This is a genomic window from Aquabacterium sp., from assembly GCF_036273115.1.
Classification (GTDB): Bacteria; Pseudomonadota; Gammaproteobacteria; order Burkholderiales; family Burkholderiaceae_C; genus Aquabacterium.
In genome coordinates this window covers 97,314-116,791 of record NZ_DASUIN010000023.1, presented here as the reverse complement: position 1 = coordinate 116,791, position 19,478 = coordinate 97,314, and the positions used below count along the sequence as shown (strand labels likewise).

Here is a 19,478-nt window from a genome sequence, read left to right as displayed (position 1 = left end):
AAAGGACAGCTCATGAACAAACTCAAGACAGGCGATCAGGTCATTGTTTTGACCGGTCGCGACAAAGGCAAGCGTGGCACCGTCTCCGCTCGCGTGGATGCTGACTACTTGTTGGTCGAGGGTGTGAACGTTGCCAAAAAGCACGTCCGTCCGAACCCAATGAAGGGCACCACCGGTGGCATCGTTGACAAGACCATGCCTATCCACCAGTCCAACGTGGCGATTTTCAACCCTGCCTCTGGCAAGGCTGACCGCGTCGGCATCAAGCTCCTGGAAGACGGCAAGAAAGTGCGCGTCTACAAGTCCAGCGGCGAAGAAATCAAGGCTTGACGAGGTCACACATGTCTCAACAACAAGCTCGCCTGCAACAGCTGTATCGCGAAAAGATTGTTCCCGAACTGATGCAAAAGTTCGGCTACAAGTCGATCATGGAAGTGCCTCGCCTGACCAAGATCACCCTGAACATGGGTGTGTCTGAGGCGGTGTCTGACAAGAAGGTCATGGAGCACGCCGTTGGCGACCTGACCAAGATTGCTGGTCAGAAGCCCGTGGTCACCATGTCCCGTAAGGCTATCGCCGGTTTCAAGATCCGCGAAAACATGCCTATCGGTTGCATGGTCACCCTGCGTGGCGTCACCATGTACGAATTCCTGGACCGTTTTGTCACTGTTTCGCTGCCTCGCGTTCGTGACTTCCGCGGTATCAATGGTCGTTCCTTTGATGGTCGCGGCAACTACAACGTTGGCGTCAAAGAACAGATCATTTTCCCGGAAATCGAATACGACAAGATCGACGCCCTCCGTGGTCTGAATATCAGCATCACCACGACGGCCAAGACCGACGAAGAAGCCAAGGCTCTCCTGGCTGCATTCAAGTTCCCGTTCAAGAACTGAGGTACATCGTGGCAAAAGTCTCTCTGAAGCAACGCGAAGAAAAGCGCGAAAAGCTGGTTGCCAAGTACGCCAAGAAGTACGCCGAACTGAAGGCCATCATTGATGATGCCAAGAAGTCGGAAGAAGAGCGCTACGCTGCCCGTCTTGAGCTGCAAAAGCTGCCCCGCAACGCCAACCCAACCCGCTTGCGCGCTCGTTGCGGCCTGACCGGCCGTCCTCGTGGCACGTTCCGCCAGTTTGGTCTGGGCCGTAGCAAGATCCGTGAATTGGCTTTCGCTGGCGACATCCCTGGTGTCACCAAGGCGAGCTGGTAATCCCAGCAGGGCACGAATAGGAGTTATCCCATGAGCATGAGTGATCCCATCGCCGACATGCTGACCCGCATCCGTAACGCACAAATGGTTGACAAGGCCAGCGTTTCGGTTCCGTCGTCTAAGCTGAAAGTCGCGATCGCCCAGGTCCTGAAGGACGAAGGCTATATTGACGGTTTTGCCGTCACCGGTGAAGCTGCAAAGCCCACACTGGAAATCTCGTTGAAGTACTACGCTGGTCGCCCGGTTATCGAGCGCATCGAGCGTGTGAGCCGCCCTGGCCTGCGCATCTACAAGGGCCGTCACGACATCCCTCAAGTCATGAACGGCTTGGGTGTTGCCATCGTGACCACCCCCAAGGGTGTCATGACCGACCGTAAGGCTCGCGCTGCCGGTATCGGTGGCGAAGTGCTCTGCTACGTCGCCTAATCCTGAGGAGCAATCGCAATGTCCCGCGTTGGAAAAATGCCGATCGCCGTCCCTCAAGGTGTGGACGTGAAGATCACCCCCGAAGCCGTGACCGTCAAGGGCGGTCTGGGCACCCTGTCGCTGCCGGCGAATAGCCTGGTCACCGTGTCGCAAGAAGGCGCCACGTTGAAGGTTGCTCCCGTCAACGACTCCGCTGAAGCCAATGCCATGTCTGGCACCTTCCGCGCCCTGCTGTCTAACTCCGTGAACGGTGTCAGCAAGGGTTTCGAGAAGAAGCTGAGCCTGGTTGGTGTGGGTTTCCGTGCCCAAGCCCAAGGTCAGAAGCTGAACCTGCAGATTGGTTTCTCGCACCCCGTCGTCAAGGAAATGCCCGCTGGTATCAAGGTTGAGACACCCTCTCAAACCGAAATCCTGATCAAGGGCATGGACCGTCAAGTGGTGGGTCAGATTGCAGCCGAAGTGCGTGCATTCCGTCCTCCTGAGCCTTACAAGGGCAAGGGCATCCGCTACGTCGACGAGCGCGTGGTCTTGAAAGAGACCAAGAAGAAGTAAGGAGCTGATTCATCATGGCAATGAGCAAGAAAGAACAGCGCCTGCGCCGCGCCCGTCAGACTCGCGCACGCATCGCTTTGCAAGGCGCAGTGCGCCTGACCGTTACTCGTTCGAACCTGCACATCTACGCCAGCGTCATTTCTGGCGACGGCTCCAAGGTCCTGGCTTCTGCTTCGACCGCCGAGAAGGAAGTGCGCGACCAAGTCAAGAACGGTGGCAACGCAGCCGCTGCAGCCTTGATCGGCAAGCGTATCGCCGAGAAGGCCAAGGCTGCTGGCGTCGAGAAGGTCGCTTTCGACCGCGCTGGCTACCAGTACCACGGTCGTATCAAGGCTTTGGCTGATGCCGCGCGTGAAGCCGGTCTTCAGTTCTAAGCCTAGTCTGCAACCGGAAGGAATTTCAAATGGCTAAGTTTTCACCCAAGGTAGCAGACGAAGGTCGCGACGACGGTCTGCGCGAAAAAATGATCCAGGTGAACCGCGTGACCAAAGTGGTCAAGGGCGGTCGGATCATGGGTTTCGCTGCTCTGACAGTGGTTGGCGATGGCGATGGTCGCGTTGGCATGGGCAAGGGCAAGGCGCGTGAAGTGCCGCTGGCCGTGCAAAAGGCCATGGACCAGGCTCGTCGCAACATGGTCAAGGTTCCGCTGAAGAACGGTTCCGTGCACCACAACGTGACTGGTGAGCACGGTGCAGCCAAGGTGCTGATCGCTCCTGCTGCTCCTGGTACCGGTATCATCGCTGGCGGCCCAATGCGTGCTGTTTTCGAAGTGATGGGCATCACTGATGTGGTGGCCAAGAGCCTCGGCTCCTCGAACCCCTACAACATGGTTCGCGCCACTTTCGACGCCCTGAACAAGGCGACGACTCCTGCTGAAGTCGCTGCCAAGCGCGGTCTGGCTGTTGAACAGCTGTTCAACTGATCGCTGGAGATTGAGCATGAGCGAAAAGAAAACCCTCACCGTCAAGCTGGTTCGCAGCCCGATCGGCACCAAGGCTGATCACCGCGCCACCGTGCGTGGCCTGGGTCTGCGTCGTTTGAACGGCACCCGCGTCCTGGAAGACACGCCCGCAGTGCGCGGCATGATCAACAAGGTCCGCTACATGGTCGAAGTGGTCTAAGCCACTGCTGATTTGGGATAACACCATGGAACTCAACACCATCAAGCCCTCCGAGGGCGCCAAGCACGCCAAGCGTCGCGTCGGTCGCGGCATTGGCTCGGGCCTGGGCAAGACTGCTGGTCGTGGTCACAAGGGTCAGAAGTCGCGTTCCGGCGGCTACCACAAGGTCGGTTTCGAAGGCGGTCAAATGCCTTTGCAACGTCGTCTGCCCAAGCGTGGCTTCAAGTCTCAGTCGCTGAAGTACAACGCAGAAATCACCTTGTCCGAGCTGCAAGCTCTGGGCGCTGCTGAGGTGGATCTGCTGACTCTGAAGCAAGCTGGTCTCGTGCCTCAGTTGGCCAAAGTCGTCAAGGTGATCAAGTCGGGCGAATTGTCTGCCAAGGTTGCTTTGAAGGGCATCGGCGCAACCGCTGGCGCCAAGGCTGCCATCGAAGCCGCTGGTGGCTCGCTGGCTGAATAAGCCAGGCAATACAAGACCGTAACGACTGAACAGGACTCAGAGCGTGGCGACTTCACCCAATCAACTGGCACAAGGCGGCAAGTTTGGCGACCTCAAGCGTCGCTTGACTTTCCTGCTGCTCGCGCTGGTCGTCTACCGAATCGGGGCGCACATCCCCGTGCCCGGTATCGATCCGTCGCAGTTGCAGCAGCTGTTCAAGGGCCAGCAGGGCGGCATCCTGAGTCTGTTCAACATGTTCTCCGGTGGTGCGTTGTCGCGCTTCACGGTCTTTGCTCTGGGCATCATGCCCTACATTTCTTCGTCCATCATCATGCAGATGATGGGCTACGTGATTCCCACGCTGGAAGCCCTCAAGAAAGAGGGCGAGGCCGGGCGTCGCAAGATCACTCAGTACACGCGTTACGCTACTGTGGGTTTGGCGGTATTCCAGTCGTTTGGGATTGCCGTCGCTCTGGAAGGCACCGCGGGCTTGGTGATCAATCCAGGTTTTGGCTTCAAGCTGACCACGGTCATCAGTCTCACTGCTGGCACCATGTTCCTGATGTGGTTGGGTGAGCAAATCACCGAGCGTGGCCTGGGTAACGGTATTTCGATCCTGATCTTCGGTGGCATCGCTGCGGGGTTGCCTGCTGCCATCGGTGGTCTGTTTGAATTGGTTCGTACTGGTGCCATGAGCATCCCTGCTGCGATTTTCATCGTTGCTCTGGTGATCCTGGTTACCTATTTTGTGGTGTTCGTTGAGCGAGGTCAGCGCAAGATTCTCGTCAACTACGCCAAGCGCCAGGTCGGCAACCGTGTCTACGGTGGTCAGGCGTCTCACTTGCCGTTGAAAGTCAACATGGCTGGTGTGATTCCTCCGATCTTCGCTTCGTCGATCATTTTGCTGCCGACCACTGCGGTGGGTTGGTTTGCCACGGGTGACAGCATGCGCTGGTTGAAGGACATCGCTTCGATGTTGTCGCCGGGCCAGCCGATCTACGTGATTCTGTATTCTGTTGCGATCGTGTTCTTCTGCTTCTTCTACACGGCGTTGGTGTTCAACAGCCGTGAGACGTCGGAGAACCTGAAAAAGAGCGGGGCCTTCATTCCGGGGATCCGTCCAGGTGATCAAACCGCTCGATACATTGATAAAATCTTGGCCCGTTTGACTTTGGCTGGTGCTGTGTACATCACTGCGGTGTGCTTGCTGCCTGAGTTCCTGGTCCTGAAGTACAACGTGCCCTTCTATTTCGGTGGGACCTCCCTGCTCATCATCGTGGTCGTCACGATGGACTTTTGGGCGCAGGTGCAGTCCTACGTGATGTCTCAGCAGTATGACTCACTGCTGAAGAAGGCAAATTTCAAAGCTGGTTAAACACGGTAGGCAACGTAGGTAGACATGGCGAAAGACGACGTCATTCAAATGCAAGGCGAGATTCTTGAGAACCTGCCTAACGCAACCTTCCGTGTGAAATTGGAAAATGGACACGTCGTTCTAGGTCACATTTCCGGCAAGATGCGCATGCACTACATTCGCATCCTGCCGGGAGACAAAGTGACCGTGGAATTGACACCGTACGATTTGAGTCGTGCTCGCATCGTGTTCCGGGCGAAGTGAGCTGGAGTTTGTGACCCCGGAAACGTGGGCGAATTTCCGTTGAGTTATCAACGGTTCAGGAGAAGACCATGAAAGTCTCGGCATCCGTCAAGGTTATGTGCCGCAATTGCAAAATCATCCGCCGCAAGGGCGTGGTTCGTGTGATCTGCACCGATCCCCGTCACAAGCAGCGCCAGGGTTAATCCCGGCCAGGCGACGACACACGCGTTCTAAGGACAGTTATGGCACGTATTGCTGGCATCAACATTCCGCCGCACAAGCATACCGAAATCGGTCTGACTTCGATCTACGGCATTGGTCGCACCACCGCGCAGAAAATCTGCACGGCTGCAGGTATCGCTTTCGATAAGAAGGTGAAAGATCTGACAGATAGCGATCTGGAAAAGATTCGTGAAGAAGTGGGCAAGCTCACCATTGAAGGTGATCTGCGTCGCGAACTCACGATGAATATCAAGCGCCTGATGGATCTGGGTTGCTACCGCGGTTTCCGTCACCGCCGTGGCCTGCCTTGCCGCGGCCAACGCACTCGCACGAATGCTCGTACCCGTAAGGGTCCGCGCAAGGCGATTGCCGGCAAGAAGTGATTCGGGCATCGTTCAATAAGATCTGAACCAGCCCCGTACTGGTCTAGCTTCGAGAGAAGGTTTTTATGGCTAAAGCACCTGCCAACAGCGCTGCTCGTCGTGTTAGCAAGAAGGTCCGCAAGAACATTGCTGACGGTATTGCTCACGTGCACGCGTCGTTCAACAACACCATCATCACCATCACCGACCGTCAAGGCAATGCTTTGTCTTGGGCTTCGTCGGGTGGTCAAGGTTTCAAGGGCTCGCGTAAGTCCACCCCCTTTGCTGCCCAGGTGGCTGCTGAAGTGGCAGGTCGCGCTGCTCAAGAACAAGGTATCAAGAACCTGGACGTCGAGATCAAGGGCCCAGGCCCTGGCCGCGAGTCTTCCGTTCGTGCTCTGGCATCGCTGGGCATCCGCATCAACTCGATTTCGGATGTGACTCCTGTGCCTCACAACGGCTGCCGTCCTCAGAAGCGTCGTCGCATCTAATGACGGTGAGAGGGCTCGTCCCTCTCATTTGAACGCGATTGCTAAGCGCCACCATCGTGTGGCGCTTAGTCGCCTCCGAACTTGGCTGATCGCGTTGCTCAGGTCAGGCTTTTGCTTGCCTGGGCTAATTTCGTTGCTATAATCACGAGTTTTCTCCGTTCGCCAAAGTGCGCCCGATGGGCGTCGCTGTGGCGGTTTCGTTGAAGCCCACCGTCTGAGCGAATTTCATAATACCCGCCAGACTCGCGTTGGATGCGACGGCATCTGACGTCAGATTCACATCAAGGATATACAAGTGGCACGTTACCTCGGACCCAAGGCCAAATTGGCCCGCCGCGAAGGCACCGACCTGTTTTTGAAGAGCGCCCGTCGCCCCATCAGCGACAAGGCCAAGTTCGACACCAAGCCTGGCCAGCATGGCCGTACCTCCGGTTCGCGTACCTCTGACTTCGGCGTGCAATTGCGCGAGAAGCAAAAGGTCAAGCGCATGTACGGCGTGCTGGAGAAGCAATTCCGTCGCTACTTCGCTGAAGCTGACCGCCGTAAGGGCAGCACCGGTGCCAACCTGCTGTTCCTGCTGGAATCGCGTCTGGACAACGTCGTGTACCGCATGGGTTTTGCCTCCACTCGCGCTGAAGCTCGCCAGTTGGTGGGCCACAAGGGCATCGTGGTGAACGGTCAAGTGGTGAACATTCCTTCTTACCTGGTCAAGGCCGGTGACGTGGTCGCCGTTCGCGAAAAGGCCAAGAAGCAAGTTCGCGTTCAGGAAGCATTCAAGCTGGCCGAGTCGATCGGTCTGCCCGGTTGGGTTCAAGTGGACGGCGCCAAGCTGGAAGGCGTGTTCAAGAAGACCCCCGATCGCGATGAGTTCGGTTCCGACATCAACGAATCGCTGATCGTCGAATTGTATTCTCGTTGATCGGAAGACTGGCTGCGCTGCACGACTGGGTCGTGTCGCGCGGCTTTTCGTCTTTTGTTTTCAGGGCCGAAGCTTTGGCTTCGGTTAGTCCAGCAGCCTTATCGGTGTAACGAGCCGAGGGTATTGACAGGAAGACTTCATGCAAACGAATTTGCTGAAACCCAAAGCCATCCAGGTGGAACCGCTCGGCGGTCACCGCGCCAAGGTGACGCTCGAGCCTTTCGAGCGCGGCTATGGCCACACACTCGGCAACGCCCTGCGGCGCGTGCTGTTGTCCTCGATGGTGGGTTACGCTCCAACAGAAGTCACCATGGCTGGTGTGTTGCACGAGTACTCGACCATCGATGGCGTGCAAGAAGATGTCGTCCACATTCTGCTGAACTTGAAGGGTGTGGTGTTCCGCCTGCACAACCGTGACGAAGTCACTCTGGTGCTGCGTAAGGATGGCGAAGGTCCTGTGACCGCCGCTGACATCCAGACTCCTCATGACGTCGAGATCGTCAACCCCAACCACGTGATCGCCCATCTGTCGCAAGGCGGCAAGCTGGATGTTCAGATCAAGGTGGAAAAGGGGCGCGGTTACGTGCCCGGTAACGTGCGTCGTTACGGCGAGGAAAGCAGCAAGGCCATCGGCCGCATCCTGCTGGATGCGTCGTTCTCGCCCGTCAAGCGCGTGAGCTACACCGTGGAAAGCGCTCGTGTCGAGCAGCGTACCGATCTGGACAAGCTGGTTGTTGAAATCGAGACCAACGGCGCCATCTCGCCCGAGGAAGCGATCCGTGCTTCGGCCAAGATCCTGGTCGAACAGCTGGCAGTGTTTGCTCAGCTGGAAGGCTCGGAAATTGCTGCTTTCGATGCACCAGCCAAGTCTGCTCAGAACTTCGATCCGATCCTGCTGCGTCCTGTCGACGAGCTGGAGCTGACCGTGCGTTCGGCAAACTGCCTGAAGGCCGAAAACATCTACTACATCGGCGACCTGATCCAGCGTACCGAGACCGAGCTGCTGAAGACCCCGAATCTGGGTCGGAAGTCGCTCAACGAAATCAAGGAAGTCTTGGCTTCGCGTGGTCTGGCTCTGGGTTCGCGCCTGGAAGCTTGGCCTCCTCAAGGTCTGGACAAGCGTTGATCTTTTGAAAGTGCATGGTCCTCTCGGGGGCCATGCGGTGCACCCGGCGGTACCTTGAAACGGCCGTCGGTTTAATAAGGAAAGGACTAGCACCATGCGTCACGGAAATGGACTCCGTAAACTGAATCGTACTTCGGCTCACCGCGCTGCCATGCTGCGCAATATGGCCAACTCGCTGATCGAGCACGAAGCCATCAAGACCACCGTGCCCAAGGCCAAGGAACTGCGTCGCGTTGTCGAGCCGCTGATCACTCTGGCTAAGGAACCCACTGTTGCCAACAAGCGTCTGGCTTTTGCCCGTCTGCGTAACCGCGACAACGTGGTCAAGCTGTTCAACGTGCTGGGCCCTCGCTTCGCGACTCGTCCCGGTGGCTACACCCGCATCCTGAAGATGGGCTTCCGCGTGGGCGACAACGCTCCGATGGCCTACATGGAGCTGGTTGAGCGCACCGAAGAGGCTGCCGAGCAAGCCGCTGAATAAATCGCCGTGAGGTGATGTGTCCGTCGGATCGTGATCCGAGCGGACATTGAAAACCCACCAAGCCTTAGGCTGGTGGGTTTTTTTATTTCAGGATCAGACGGCCTGAATGCGCACCATGGGCCGCATCCGTGCGATGTCGGCTGTCGTACACAGTGTGGTGCCTGGATTCAACAGAGCGGCTGTGGCTGCGGCGACGCCAAAGACGAAGGCATCTTCGGCTGCGAAGTGTTGGCTGAAGGCCCAGGTCAGGCCGGCCACAAAGCTGTCTCCGGCGCCTGTGGTGGTGGCGACTGGGACGTCGATGGCCGGGGCGAACCAAGCGTGTCGCTCCGAAACGAGCAAGGCGCCTTCGTCTCCGAGTGAGAGCGCAACCCAGGCGGCTTGTTGTTTGGAAATGAGTCGTCTTGCGGCCGCGATGCGACCAGCGTTTTCGGGCAGCGCTTGGCCGGTCAGCTCTTCCAGTTCCCGGAGACTCGGTTTGAAGAGGTGGACGCCGACCTGTAGTGCCAGACGAAGGGGCGCGCCGGACGCATCCAGGACGATGCGCGTGGCCGATGCCTTGAGCGCGTAGACGATCTGGGCATAGAAGTCGTCGGGCACACCGGGTGGCAGGCTGCCGCTCAGTACGAGGTAGTCCGGGGTGGGCGCGAGTTCGGTGAGCCAGGTCAGAGCGCTACGCCATTCCCGCTCTGTTAGATTGGGGCCAGGCAAGACGAAGCGAAACTCTTCGCTGGAGCCTTCATCGATCACGGAAAAGCTTTCTCGTGTTTCGCCTTCGATGTCGATGAGATGTTGGGGGACGTCTTCTTGCGCCAGCAATTGGGCCAGGGTGCTGCCGGTGGCCCCCCCGCGCGGGTAGGCGGCCAGACAGTCAGCGCCGAGGCGGCGCAGCACCCGAGCTACGTTGATGCCTCCGCCTCCAGCGTGGTGTTGGGGCGGCGCGCAACGGAGCTTGTGTGAGGGTGTCACATGGGGCGTGGACGTGGAGACGTCCAGCGCGGGGTTCATGGTGAGGGTAACGATCGCTGCCATGCTCGTTCAGGTCAATGCGCCAGAGTCAGTATAGGGCGGGGCCGCGATCGCCGGCCTTTGGTGCTGGCACTCAACCGCAAGAGCCAATGTGGCCGCAATTGGTGCAGCGCATGCATCCATCGACCTTGTGCAGTTCGTTGGCGCCACATTCCGGGCACTTCTTGCCCATGCCAAGCAGGGCTTGGCGGTTAGCCTGGTCTGCGGTTGGGGTGCTGAGGGGATCGGCCAAGAGGTTGAACTGGCTGTCGCGCTGTGCCAGCCGTTCGGCGAGGACCCGCAACGGAACCTGGTTGCCTGCGGCGTCGAGGAAGCCGCGTTTCATCAGAATCTGTTGCAAGGCATAGCCGATGGCGGCGACTTCGGAGTCGTGGAACATCGGGCGTTGGGTGCCGTCTTCCTTCACCATCACACCGCAGCGAACTTGTCCTTTGTCCCAGACCACTTCGCGCAGGCTTTCCAGTGTCTTGGCGACCGAGCCGCCCGATCGGGCCACCGAGGACAGCAATCGCATGGTGGAGGTGATCCACTGCTGGCCGTCGTCGCGCTGGCCTGCTGGCATGAAGAATTCGACCGGGCGTTCGATGGTGATTTCCTGCCCACCCACGACGCCGGTGACGCGCATGAAGTTGACGGTGAGGTAGACCGTCTTGTTGCCTTGGAAGGTCTGCAGCACGATCTTGGCGGTGACGCCTTCGAGGTCGCCCAGCGGGCGGCTGTCAAAGAGTTTGCGCAGAGGGTCTTCGTCCGGGGTGGCGTGGACCGTTGACGCCGGCGCATCGGCCGGTTTGTCGACGGAGAGTACCGCGCCGAGCACGCTATTGGGCCGGTAGGTGGCCAAGCCTTTGAGGCCGGCTTTCCAGCCTTCGAGATACAGGTCCTTGAACTCGTCGTAGGGGTAGTCGGCCGGGACGTTGACGGTCTTGGAGATGGAGGTGTCAATGAAGGGCTGGACGGCTTCCAGCATCTTCATGTGATCGAGCGCCGACATGTCGAGCGCGGTGACGAAGGCGGGGGGCAGGGCCTGCAGGTCGAAGCCCATATGGCGATAGAGGCGCCAAGCGTGGTCTGCTACTTCGTAGTAGCGGTGCCCGCCATCGGCCAGGCGCTTCTTGCGGTTGTAGCTCCAGCTGAACGCGGGCTCGATGCCGTTGCTGGCGTTGTCGGCAAAGGCGAGGGTGATGGTGCCCGTGGGGGCAATGGACAGCAGGTGGCTGTTGCGCAGGCCGAACCGAGCAAGGTCATGACGGATGTCTTCAGGCAGGCGGCGCGCAAAGCCGCCTTGGAGGAAGGCTTCGGCTTCGAATTTGGGGAAGGCGCCCTTTTCCTTCGCCAGCTCAATCGAAGCGCGGTAGGCGGCGTTGCGCATGCACTTGGTGATGCGAGCAGCCAGGTGGCGGCCGTCGTCGCTGTTGTAGCGAATGCCCAGCATGACCAAGGCGCTGCCCAGCCCGAGAAAGCCCAGGCCTACCCGTCGCTTGGCCATGGCTTCCGCCTGCTGTTGAGGCAGGGGCCAGAAGGTCACGTCGAGCACGTTGTCGAGCATGCGGATGGCGACCTTGGCGATGTCGGCAAAGGCCTCGAAGTCGAAAGTTGCCTCGGGTGTGAAGGGTTGACGAACGAAGCGCGTGAGGTTGATGGAGCCGAGGTCGCAACAGCCGTAGTCAGGCAGGGGTTGTTCAGCGCATGGGTTGGTGGCCTCGATGGTCTCGCAATACCAGAGGTTGTTTTCCGCATTCATGCGGTCGATGTAGAGGATGCCGGGCTCGGCGTGATCGTAGGTCGAGCGCATGACCTGCTCCCACAGGTCGCGTGCGGGAACGGTGCGGTAGACCCACTTGCCATCGGCTCGCTGGTGAGCGCCTTGGGCGATCAGGTCGGGGTGGGGGGCGGCGGTGTGGACAAGGTCAAACGTGCCGTCGTCGATCACGGCTTGCACGAACGCGTCGGTGACCCCAATGGAGATGTTGAAATTGGTGAGCGCGCCGGTGTCTTTGGCGTGGATGAAGGTTTCGATGTCGGGGTGGTCGCAGCGCAGCACGCCCATTTGCGCGCCGCGCCGTGCGCCGGATGACTCGACCGTGGAGCAGGAGGCGTCGAACACTTTCATGAAGGACACGGGGCCGGATGCACGGGAATGCGTGCCGCGGACATAGGCGCCTTCTGGGCGGATCTGGGAGAAGTCGTAGCCCACGCCCCCACCACGGCGCATGGTTTCAGCGGCTTGCGCCACAGCGGTGTAGATGCTGGGTTTGGAGCCGGTGGATTCGGTGACGGCGTCGCCCACGGGCTGGACGAAGCAGTTGATGAGGGTGGCCTGGATGTCGGTGCCAGCCGCGGAGCAAATGCGCCCGGCGGGCACGAAGCCCATGGACAAGGCGCGCTGAAATTCGTTTTGCCAGTGTTCGCGCTGATCCGCAGGCTCGACTTCGGCCAGCGCGCGGGCCACACGGGCGTGGATGTCGCCAATGGAGGTTTCGTCGCCTTTGGCGTACTTCTCAAGCAGGACGTCAGTCGAGACTTCCTGGGGCTCCATCTTGATCAGGTTCAAGTCTGCGGGCGCGTTCATGCGGGTCTCCAGTGTGCGGGGCAATCGTGTGTCTACGGTAGACGGCGATTGTGGAGAAGGCGAACCCGCGCCGCCCTGATGCAAGACAGGGATCTGCGAAATCAGGGCAGATCCCGGCGCGCGATGGTCAGTACGGGTTGCTTGTGAGCGATCCAGAGATGGCGTCCACGTAATAGGGTGGGATGCCACTCCAGTCGCTGAGGTTGAACTCGGTCTGGCTGTTGTCGAGGCGACGAATTTCGACGGCGGTGGAAGTCAGGGGGTGGCCGCTGGCGCATTGGGTGGGAGGCGTCAAGGGCCGAACGAAGTACACCGCGCTGGGGGTGGTGGTGGACACGTTGGTGACGCGGCGGGCGGTGACGGGCTGGTGGGCTCCGTTGCCCTGAACCAGCAGCGCAGTTTCCACGCTCAGACCAATGCCGCGCGCTCCGTAGGAGCCGGCCGGCAAGACGCCGCCGGGGCAACCGGTGCCACCGTTGGGCATGACCAGGCGGGCGACGAAGGTGATGAGGCGGCCCATGCGGTCACGGCTGTCGAGGTGCGAGTCGGTGATGGTGTTGGCCAGGGCGGGTGGGGCGATGAAGCCGCCGGTGAGGCTCAAGGGCGCGGGGTCGAGCGTGATGTATTTGTTGTATGGGTCGCTCAGGGCTTGTGTTGAGGTCACGGTGCCGCGCAGGGCTGCATAGTCGAACTGGCCCAGAACGGCCAGGCCGGCGCTGGTGCCGCCGATCGGCACTTGGCGCGCCATCAGGGCTTGCAAGGTGCGGTCGAGTTCGGTGCCTTTCCAGTTCTTGATGTAGTCGGCCTGGTCGCCGCCTGCAATGAACACGGCGTGGGCTTGACCGACGACTTGATTGACGAAGGCGTCGTTGGCTGCGGCCGTGCTGGGAATGACCAGGGTTTCGACCGAGCTGAGGCCCAAGGCTGCGCCACCGACCCAGCCATCGGCGCCGGTGCCGTTGGTGTTGTTGGTCGCGTCGCTGTAGTAGATGTAGGGGTTGTAGGCGTCGGTGCCGGTGGCGCGGATGATGACGAAGCGGCCGCCGGTGCCAGGGCGGATGCCGGCGCGGGTGATCATCCAGCGGAAGGCCTCATCTACATCGGGGCCGCCCCCCATGAGCACGAACGACGGGGTGCCGGGTGGGGTGGCAATCGACACCGCGGCCTGCGGGTTGCCCACGTAGTCGTACGAATAGGGCTTCTTGCCGGCGTGCGCGGTGGTCAGCGCGGTGGCCAGCGCCAGACCCAGGCCGAGGCGGGTGAGGCGACGCAGGTAGGCGAGGGCGGATGGGGTAAAGGGCATGGTCGAACGGGGTGGAGGGGTGGGAATGTCTTGTCCGATTGAACCCCAAACCCCGTTCGCTGAGAAGCCCTGATCAGGTGGGGCTCAAGGGTTGGGGGTGCGATGGGGCGTCAACTCCAAAGCGCTGAGGTCGAAGCCCTGTGCGCGGGCCACGTCGAGCGCTTTGGCTTGTTGATCGGCCGCCAGGGTGGGGGTGCGTGAGAGCAGCCATAGGTACTTGCGGTTGGGGTTGCCGACCACAGCCCAGCGGTATTCGGGATCCAGCCCAATGATCCAGTAATCGGCCTTGAACGGCCAGAAAAACGAGACCTTCAGTTTGGCGTTGCCGCCGCCTTCAACGGGGGTGGCTTGGCCATGGGCCTCGTCAAACCCGGTACTGGTGCGGCAGCGGTTGGTCACGGCAATGCTGCCGTCCGGTTGGGGGGTGTACAGCGCCGTGGTGTCGCCCACGCACTGTCGCTGGAAAAACATGGGCAAGTGGGCCACCTCATACCAGGTGCCGGCGTAGCGGTTCAGGTCAACGCTGGCAACGGACTGTACGGGCAGGGCGGCCTGCGGCGGCTGGGTGGTGGTTTGACAGCCAGCGATCAGACCGAGCAGGGGAATCCAGGACCAAAGCTTCATGACAGGTCTCCGATCGAGAGGGGGGTAAATAACCATTAAGTTTACAAGGAAAACCTTGTGGAATAGCATTTGAACCGTGCAGTTCACCAACTGAACCAGCCGTTCGTGCCGGCTGGTCGTGTTTGACCTAACCCCAATGGAGAGAGACCCATGTCTGATCTGAGCAAGCGCCGTTTTCTGCAGTTGACCGCCGCGAGCGTGGCGGCGTTGACCTTGTCTGCCTGCGGAGGCGGAGACGATGATCCCCATGATGTGGTGGAGGTCATCCGGTCTGACAAGAACCTGAGCGTGCTGGCCGAGGCCCTGGATGCCGCCGGCCTGAGCTCGACCCTGCGTACAGGCGGCCCCTACACCGTCTTTGCTCCGACCAACGACGCTTTCACAGCTTTGCTGGCCGAACTGGGGGTGAGCAAGTCGGCGCTGTTTGCTGACCGTGCCTTGTTGACCTCGGTGCTGACCTACCATGTGCTGGGTGCACGCGTGAAAGCCGCTGACATTCCCTTCGGCAAGGCGATCACCACGGTGGAAGGCGACATCTTCAAAATCTCGGCAGGCGCCAGGCCCTTCATCACCGACGGGCGCAACCGCACCGCCAACATCACGGCCACCGACCGCGATGGTGGCAATGGTGTGATCCACGTGATCGACAAGGTCATCTTGCCGGCCAACAAGGACATCGTGGCCACGGCGCAGGGCATTTCTGACTTCTCCACGCTGGTGGATGCCGTCGTGGCTGCTGGCCTGGTGAGCACCCTGCAGGGCACCGGTCCCTTCACCGTGTTCGCCCCCACCAATGCGGCCTTTGCGGCCGCGTTGACGGAACTGAACGTCGACGCTGCCACCCTGTTTTCGGACACTGCCCTCCTGACTCGAATCCTGACCTATCACGTGGTGCCCGGCCGCGTTCTGAAGGCCGAGGTGCCGGTTGGCTCGCCAGTCACGACCGCGCAAGGCGATACCTTGACGGTGAATGCCAGCCTGCAGATCACGGACCAGGTGGGGCGCACGGCGAATATTTCGGCCACCGATGTGTTGACCAGCAATGGCGTGATCCACGTCATTGACAAGGTGATCTTGCCCACGGGTGTCATTGTTTGATGTAGCCCCCTTCGAGTCGCGGTGAGCTTGGGTCAAAATGGACTTCCATCTTGACCCATTGCTCACAGGCGGCTTGCGATGACCCTGAACTGGAAGAAATGGCTGATCCCGGTTGTGGTGCTGATCGCCGCGGGGGCGGCTTATCAGCTCTGGCGCCCATTGCGTGGCAACGGCTCCGTGCCCACGGTGGTCAGCGGAAACGGCCGGCTCGAAGCCACCGAAATTGACGTCGCCACGAAGGTGGCGGGTCGCCTTGACGCCGTGTTGGTGGCGGAGGGCGAGTTTGTGAAGGCGGGGCAGATTCTGGCCCGCATGCAGGTGCAAAGCCTGCTGGCCCAGCGCGATGAAGCCGCGGCGCGTTTACAGCAGGCGCGTGACGGTGTCAGTGGTGCCATCGCGCAGGTTTCTTTGCGAGAAAGCGACCTGGAGGCGCTGCGTGCGGTGGTGGTGCAGCGTGAAAGTGATCTGGATGCCGCTCAGCGGCGATTGAAGCGCTCCGAGACCTTGGTGCGAGAAGGTGCCGCGACCGATCAGGTGCTGGATGACGATCGCGCCAAGGTACGCAGCCTGGAGGCGGGACTGGTGGCCGCCAAGGCTCAAGTCAATGCAGCGAAAGCGGCTGAGGCTGCGGCTCGCACGCAGGTCAACAGCGCCGAGTCTGCCGTGAAGGCGGCGGCAGCCACGCTGGCTCGCATCGACGTGGAACTGGCTGACTGCGAACTGAAAGCGCCCCGCGATGGCCGCGTGCAGTACCTGGTGGCACAGCCTGGCGAAGTGCTGGGCGGGGGCGGCAAGGTGCTGAACCTCGTTGACCTGGCCGATGTTTACATGACCTTCTTCCTGCCTGAAACCGTGGCGGGCAAGGTTGCCTTAGGCAGTGAGGTGCGCATCGTGCTGGACGCGGTGCCGCAGTTTGCCATTCCGGCCAAGGTCTCGTTTGTGGCCAGCGCCGCGCAATTCACACCCAAGACCGTGGAAACTGCGAGCGAGCGCCAGAAGCTCATGTTTCGGGTGAAAGCGCGCATTGACCGTGCCCTGCTGCTCAAGCACATCGAGCACGTGAAAACAGGTCTGCCGGGCGTGGCCTGGGTGCGTCTCGATCCAAATGCGCCCTGGCCCGCTGAACTGAACGCAAAGGCGATCCCGTGACCGAACCAGGCTTGCTGCCCCCTGTGGTGAGCCTGCAGAACGTGGGCTTGCGCTTCGGGCCCACCCGGGCCTTGCGCGATGTGTGCCTGGATCTGCCTGCGGGCGGCATGGTGGGCCTGATTGGGCCCGATGGCGTGGGCAAATCCAGTCTGCTGTCTTTGATCGCCGGCGCACGCGCCGTGCAGCAAGGGTGCGTGCTGGTGCTGGGAGGCGATATGGCCGATCCGGCGCACCGTGCCCAGGCTTGCCCGCGCATTGCCTATATGCCGCAAGGCCTGGGCAAGAACCTGTATGCCACCTTGTCGGTGGAAGAAAACCTGCAGTTCTTCGCGCGCCTGTTCGGGCATGACGAGGGCGAGCGGCGCCGGCGCATTGATCGGCTGACCCGCAGCACGGGCTTGCACGCCTTTCTGGACCGTCCGGCTGGCAAGCTGTCTGGCGGCATGAAGCAGAAGCTGGGCCTGTGCTGTGCACTGATCCACGATCCCGACTTGTTGATTCTCGACGAGCCCACCACCGGTGTGGACCCGCTGGCGCGTGCGCAGTTCTGGGCTTTGATCGATGGCATTCGGCGCAGTCGGCCGGGCATGAGCGTGCTGGTGGCCACGGCCTACATGGACGAGGCCCGGCGTTTTGACTGGCTGGTCGCGATGGACGAGGGCCAGGTGCTGGCGACAGGCACGCCCCAAGCCTTGATGGACCGTGCAGGCGTGGCCACGCTGGAGGCCGCGTTCATTGCGCTGTTGCCTGAGGCCAAGCGGCGTGGTCACCAGCCGGTGGTGATTCCGCCTTTGCTCAACCAGGGTCTGCAGGATCTGGCCATCGAGGCGCAAGACCTCACCATGCGCTTTGGCGACTGTGTGGCGGTCGACCACGTCAGCTTCCGCATTCGGCGGGGGGAAATCTTCGGCTTTCTGGGGTCGAACGGCTGCGGCAAGTCCACCACCATGAAGATGCTGACCGGACTCTTGCCGGCCACCCATGGGCAGGCCCAGTTGTTCGGTCAGAAAGTGGACCCGCATGACCTGGCCACCCGCCGCCGGGTGGGCTATATGTCGCAATCGTTTTCCTTGTATGGCGAGCTGACGGTGCGACAGAACCTGGTGCTGCACGCCCGCTTGTTTCATGTGCCTGAGGCCATGCTGGCCGAGCGCGTGGGCGAAATGGTGCGACGCTTCGATTTGCACGACGTACTCGATGCCTTGCCCGAGAAGCTGCCTCTGGGCATTCGCCAGCGGCTGTCGCTGGCGGTGGCCATGGTGCACAAGCCCGAGTTGTTGATTCTGGATGAACCGACCTCGGGCGTGGACCCCATTGCACGCGACAACTTCTGGCGCCTGATGATCGAGTTGGCGCGCCAGGACAGCGTGACGATCTTCATCTCGACCCATTTCATGAATGAGGCCGAGCGCTGTGATCGCATTTCGCTGATGCATGCCGGTCGTGTGCTCGACAGTGATACGCCAGCTGCCCTGGTGGCGCGCCGCGGCGCGGTCAACCTGGAGCAGGCTTTCATGGACTACCTGCGGGAAGCCGATGGCGCCAGAGAGGCGGCAGTCGAGCCTGAGCCTGTCGACGCCCCAGTGTCGCCTGAGATGAGTTCAGCCGACGCCAGGCGCAGCATTCTCCATCGTGTCAGACAAAGTCTGCGCCGCATTTACAGCTATGCCTGGCGCGAGGCGCTCGAGCTGAAACGCGATCCGGTTCGCGGGGCGCTGGCCATGCTGGGGTCCTTGCTGCTCATGTTCGTGATGGGCTATGGCATCAGCATGGATGTGGAGAACCTGCGCTACGCCGTGCTCGATCGGGATCAGACCCCACTGAGCGAAAACTACGCGCTTAACTTGTCGGGCTCTCGCTACTTCGTGCAGCAGCCCCCCATTGCCGACTATGCCGAGATGGACCGGCGCATGCGCAGTGGCGAGTTGTCGCTGGCCATCGAGATTCCGCCGGGCTTTGCTCGGGCAGCCGAGCGCGGACAAACGGTGGAAGTGGGTGCCTGGGTCGATGGGGCCATGCCCCAGCGCGCCGAAACGGTCAGCGGGTTTGTGCAAGGCATGCATCAGCAATGGGTGATGCAGCAGGTGCAGGCGCGCACCGGTGTCAAGCTGGCAGGGCTGAGCACGGTTGAAACCCGCTACCGCTACAACCCCGATGTGAAGAGCCTGCCGGCCATGGTGCCGGCGGTCATTCCGCTGTTGTTGCTGATGCTGCCGGCCATGTTGACGGCCCTGGCCGTGGTGCGCGAGAAAGAGTTGGGCTCGATCATCAATTTCTACGTCACCCCCACCACGCGCACCGAATTCCTGTTGGGCAAGCAACTGCCTTACGTGGTGCTGGCTTTGCTGAATTTCGGCTTGATGGCGGTGGCGGCTGTCACGGTATTTGGCGTGCCGATCAAAGGCAGCTTGGCGGCTCTGCTGGTGGCCAGCTTCCTGTTCAGCGTGTGCTCAACCGGCATGGGCTTGCTGGCCTCGGCGTTGACGCGCAGTCAGATCGCGGCCATGTTCTTCACCATGCTGGGCACCATCATTCCGGCGGTGCAGTTTGCCGGCCTCATCAATCCGGTGTCGTCACTCGAAGGGGCTGGGCGCTGGGTTGGCGAGGTCTACCCGGCCACCTACATGTTTGCCATCAGCCGGGGGGTGTTCAGCAAGGCCCTTGATTTTGCTGATGTGCAGGCCGCCCTGTGGCCTTTGCTGGTGGCCATTCCGCTCATTCTGGGTGGGGCCATCGCCCTGCTGCGAAAGCAGGAGCGTTGAG

The 19,478-nt window shown here is 60.7% G+C and carries 24 protein-coding genes; 20 read left to right on the top strand and 4 right to left on the bottom strand.

Going from position 1 to position 19,478, the window contains the following annotated elements; all coding sequences use genetic code 11:
* Positions 1–12: 12 nt before the first annotated feature.
* The 17 genes from rplX to rplQ all read left to right on the top strand — a co-directional run bounded on the left by rplX (position 13) and on the right by rplQ (position 8,943).
* Positions 13–330: a 50S ribosomal protein L24 gene (gene rplX, locus VFW72_RS09510; protein WP_329674048.1), complete on the top strand. Its 318-nt coding sequence runs from the start codon at positions 13–15 to the stop codon at positions 328–330.
* An 11-nt stretch (positions 331–341) separates the two neighbouring features.
* Complete coding sequence (gene rplE, locus VFW72_RS09505; RefSeq protein ID WP_329674047.1) at positions 342–893, top strand: 50S ribosomal protein L5; 552 nt, start codon at positions 342–344, stop codon at positions 891–893.
* Positions 894–901: 8 nt separating this feature from the next.
* Positions 902–1,207, top strand: coding sequence for a 30S ribosomal protein S14 (rpsN, locus tag VFW72_RS09500; RefSeq protein WP_329674046.1), 306 nt, complete (start codon positions 902–904; stop codon positions 1,205–1,207).
* A 30-nt stretch (positions 1,208–1,237) separates the two neighbouring features.
* Positions 1,238–1,633 carry a 30S ribosomal protein S8 gene (gene rpsH / locus VFW72_RS09495; protein ID WP_329674045.1) on the top strand — a complete coding sequence of 132 codons (396 nt, stop codon included), beginning with the start codon at positions 1,238–1,240 and terminating at the stop codon, positions 1,631–1,633.
* Between the two features lie 18 nt (positions 1,634–1,651).
* Positions 1,652–2,185, top strand: a complete 534-nt coding sequence (gene rplF / locus VFW72_RS09490; protein WP_329674044.1) for a 50S ribosomal protein L6 — start codon at positions 1,652–1,654, stop codon at positions 2,183–2,185.
* A 14-nt stretch (positions 2,186–2,199) separates the two neighbouring features.
* Entirely contained in the window at positions 2,200–2,559 is a 360-nt protein-coding gene (gene rplR, locus VFW72_RS09485; RefSeq protein WP_329674043.1) for a 50S ribosomal protein L18, read from the top strand.
* Positions 2,560–2,588: 29 nt separating this feature from the next.
* Complete coding sequence (rpsE, locus tag VFW72_RS09480; RefSeq protein WP_329674042.1) at positions 2,589–3,107, top strand: 30S ribosomal protein S5; 519 nt, start codon at positions 2,589–2,591, stop codon at positions 3,105–3,107.
* Positions 3,108–3,123: 16 nt separating this feature from the next.
* Entirely contained in the window at positions 3,124–3,306 is a 183-nt protein-coding gene (rpmD, locus tag VFW72_RS09475; RefSeq protein WP_329674041.1) for a 50S ribosomal protein L30, read from the top strand.
* Between the two features lie 25 nt (positions 3,307–3,331).
* The gene (rplO, locus tag VFW72_RS09470; protein WP_329674040.1) at positions 3,332–3,766 is read left to right on the top strand and encodes a 50S ribosomal protein L15; all 435 of its coding nucleotides are present in this window, start codon (positions 3,332–3,334) and stop codon (positions 3,764–3,766) included.
* A 43-nt stretch (positions 3,767–3,809) separates the two neighbouring features.
* A complete protein-coding gene (secY, locus tag VFW72_RS09465; RefSeq protein ID WP_329674039.1) occupies positions 3,810–5,120 on the top strand; it encodes a preprotein translocase subunit SecY in 1,311 nt (436 codons plus the stop codon).
* A gap of 24 nt (positions 5,121–5,144) precedes the next feature.
* On the top strand, positions 5,145–5,363 hold the full coding sequence (infA, locus tag VFW72_RS09460; protein ID WP_009855680.1) for a translation initiation factor IF-1: 219 nt from the start codon (positions 5,145–5,147) through the stop codon (positions 5,361–5,363).
* Between the two features lie 68 nt (positions 5,364–5,431).
* Entirely contained in the window at positions 5,432–5,545 is a 114-nt protein-coding gene (gene rpmJ / locus VFW72_RS09455; RefSeq protein ID WP_058086633.1) for a 50S ribosomal protein L36, read from the top strand.
* Positions 5,546–5,584: 39 nt separating this feature from the next.
* A complete protein-coding gene (gene rpsM, locus VFW72_RS09450) occupies positions 5,585–5,947 on the top strand; it encodes a 30S ribosomal protein S13 (protein ID WP_329674038.1) in 363 nt (120 codons plus the stop codon).
* A 65-nt stretch (positions 5,948–6,012) separates the two neighbouring features.
* Positions 6,013–6,417, top strand: a complete 405-nt coding sequence (gene rpsK / locus VFW72_RS09445; RefSeq protein WP_035036296.1) for a 30S ribosomal protein S11 — start codon at positions 6,013–6,015, stop codon at positions 6,415–6,417.
* Positions 6,418–6,712: 295 nt separating this feature from the next.
* Positions 6,713–7,336 (top strand): 30S ribosomal protein S4, encoded by a 624-nt coding sequence (gene rpsD / locus VFW72_RS09440; protein ID WP_329674037.1) that lies wholly within the window; start codon positions 6,713–6,715, stop codon positions 7,334–7,336.
* Positions 7,337–7,475: 139 nt separating this feature from the next.
* Entirely contained in the window at positions 7,476–8,462 is a 987-nt protein-coding gene (locus VFW72_RS09435) for a DNA-directed RNA polymerase subunit alpha (protein WP_329674036.1), read from the top strand.
* 94 nt (positions 8,463–8,556) lie between these two features.
* Complete coding sequence (rplQ, locus tag VFW72_RS09430; RefSeq protein WP_329674035.1) at positions 8,557–8,943, top strand: 50S ribosomal protein L17; 387 nt, start codon at positions 8,557–8,559, stop codon at positions 8,941–8,943.
* A 93-nt stretch (positions 8,944–9,036) separates the two neighbouring features.
* Here the strand turns inward: rplQ and VFW72_RS09425 are convergent, their stop codons facing one another.
* The 4 genes from VFW72_RS09425 to VFW72_RS09410 form a co-directional block, all read right to left on the bottom strand.
* On the bottom strand, positions 9,037–9,975 hold the full coding sequence (locus tag VFW72_RS09425; protein ID WP_329674034.1) for a 1-phosphofructokinase family hexose kinase: 939 nt from the start codon (positions 9,973–9,975) through the stop codon (positions 9,037–9,039).
* Between the two features lie 70 nt (positions 9,976–10,045).
* Positions 10,046–12,541: an adenosylcobalamin-dependent ribonucleoside-diphosphate reductase gene (locus VFW72_RS09420; RefSeq protein WP_329674033.1), complete on the bottom strand. Its 2,496-nt coding sequence runs from the start codon at positions 12,539–12,541 to the stop codon at positions 10,046–10,048.
* 127 nt (positions 12,542–12,668) lie between these two features.
* Positions 12,669–13,844: a cyanophycinase gene (locus tag VFW72_RS09415; protein ID WP_329674032.1), complete on the bottom strand. Its 1,176-nt coding sequence runs from the start codon at positions 13,842–13,844 to the stop codon at positions 12,669–12,671.
* An 84-nt stretch (positions 13,845–13,928) separates the two neighbouring features.
* A complete protein-coding gene (locus VFW72_RS09410; protein WP_329674031.1) occupies positions 13,929–14,468 on the bottom strand; it encodes a lipocalin family protein in 540 nt (179 codons plus the stop codon).
* Between the two features lie 150 nt (positions 14,469–14,618).
* Here VFW72_RS09410 and VFW72_RS09405 point away from each other — a divergent pair, with 150 nt between their 5' ends.
* From VFW72_RS09405 to rbbA, 3 genes are all read left to right on the top strand, one after another.
* Positions 14,619–15,566, top strand: a complete 948-nt coding sequence (locus VFW72_RS09405; RefSeq protein WP_329674030.1) for a fasciclin domain-containing protein — start codon at positions 14,619–14,621, stop codon at positions 15,564–15,566.
* Positions 15,567–15,644: 78 nt separating this feature from the next.
* Positions 15,645–16,715: an HlyD family secretion protein gene (locus VFW72_RS09400; RefSeq protein WP_329674029.1), complete on the top strand. Its 1,071-nt coding sequence runs from the start codon at positions 15,645–15,647 to the stop codon at positions 16,713–16,715.
* On the top strand, positions 16,712–19,477 hold the full coding sequence (gene rbbA / locus VFW72_RS09395; RefSeq protein ID WP_329674028.1) for a ribosome-associated ATPase/putative transporter RbbA: 2,766 nt from the start codon (positions 16,712–16,714) through the stop codon (positions 19,475–19,477). The genes VFW72_RS09400 and rbbA overlap by 4 nt, the downstream gene beginning before the upstream one ends.
* Position 19,478: the final 1 nt, after the last annotated feature.

Coding starts and splice junctions, on each gene's coding strand:
- rplR (WP_329674043.1), top strand. CDS start 2,200: ATGGCAATGAGCAAGAAAGAACAGCGCCTGCGCCGCGCCCGTCAGACT.
- VFW72_RS09420 (WP_329674033.1), bottom strand. CDS start 12,541: ATGAACGCGCCCGCAGACTTGAACCTGATCAAGATGGAGCCCCAGGAA.
- rpsM (WP_329674038.1), top strand. CDS start 5,585: ATGGCACGTATTGCTGGCATCAACATTCCGCCGCACAAGCATACCGAA.
- rpsK (WP_035036296.1), top strand. CDS start 6,013: ATGGCTAAAGCACCTGCCAACAGCGCTGCTCGTCGTGTTAGCAAGAAG.
- rplX (WP_329674048.1), top strand. CDS start 13: ATGAACAAACTCAAGACAGGCGATCAGGTCATTGTTTTGACCGGTCGC.
- rplO (WP_329674040.1), top strand. CDS start 3,332: ATGGAACTCAACACCATCAAGCCCTCCGAGGGCGCCAAGCACGCCAAG.
- VFW72_RS09425 (WP_329674034.1), bottom strand. CDS start 9,975: ATGGCAGCGATCGTTACCCTCACCATGAACCCCGCGCTGGACGTCTCC.
- rpsH (WP_329674045.1), top strand. CDS start 1,238: ATGAGCATGAGTGATCCCATCGCCGACATGCTGACCCGCATCCGTAAC.
- VFW72_RS09435 (WP_329674036.1), top strand. CDS start 7,476: ATGCAAACGAATTTGCTGAAACCCAAAGCCATCCAGGTGGAACCGCTC.
- VFW72_RS09415 (WP_329674032.1), bottom strand. CDS start 13,844: ATGCCCTTTACCCCATCCGCCCTCGCCTACCTGCGTCGCCTCACCCGC.
- rplF (WP_329674044.1), top strand. CDS start 1,652: ATGTCCCGCGTTGGAAAAATGCCGATCGCCGTCCCTCAAGGTGTGGAC.
- rplQ (WP_329674035.1), top strand. CDS start 8,557: ATGCGTCACGGAAATGGACTCCGTAAACTGAATCGTACTTCGGCTCAC.
- rpsE (WP_329674042.1), top strand. CDS start 2,589: ATGGCTAAGTTTTCACCCAAGGTAGCAGACGAAGGTCGCGACGACGGT.
- infA (WP_009855680.1), top strand. CDS start 5,145: ATGGCGAAAGACGACGTCATTCAAATGCAAGGCGAGATTCTTGAGAAC.
- VFW72_RS09405 (WP_329674030.1), top strand. CDS start 14,619: ATGTCTGATCTGAGCAAGCGCCGTTTTCTGCAGTTGACCGCCGCGAGC.
- VFW72_RS09400 (WP_329674029.1), top strand. CDS start 15,645: ATGACCCTGAACTGGAAGAAATGGCTGATCCCGGTTGTGGTGCTGATC.
- rplE (WP_329674047.1), top strand. CDS start 342: ATGTCTCAACAACAAGCTCGCCTGCAACAGCTGTATCGCGAAAAGATT.
- rpmJ (WP_058086633.1), top strand. CDS start 5,432: ATGAAAGTCTCGGCATCCGTCAAGGTTATGTGCCGCAATTGCAAAATC.
- VFW72_RS09410 (WP_329674031.1), bottom strand. CDS start 14,468: ATGAAGCTTTGGTCCTGGATTCCCCTGCTCGGTCTGATCGCTGGCTGT.
- rpmD (WP_329674041.1), top strand. CDS start 3,124: ATGAGCGAAAAGAAAACCCTCACCGTCAAGCTGGTTCGCAGCCCGATC.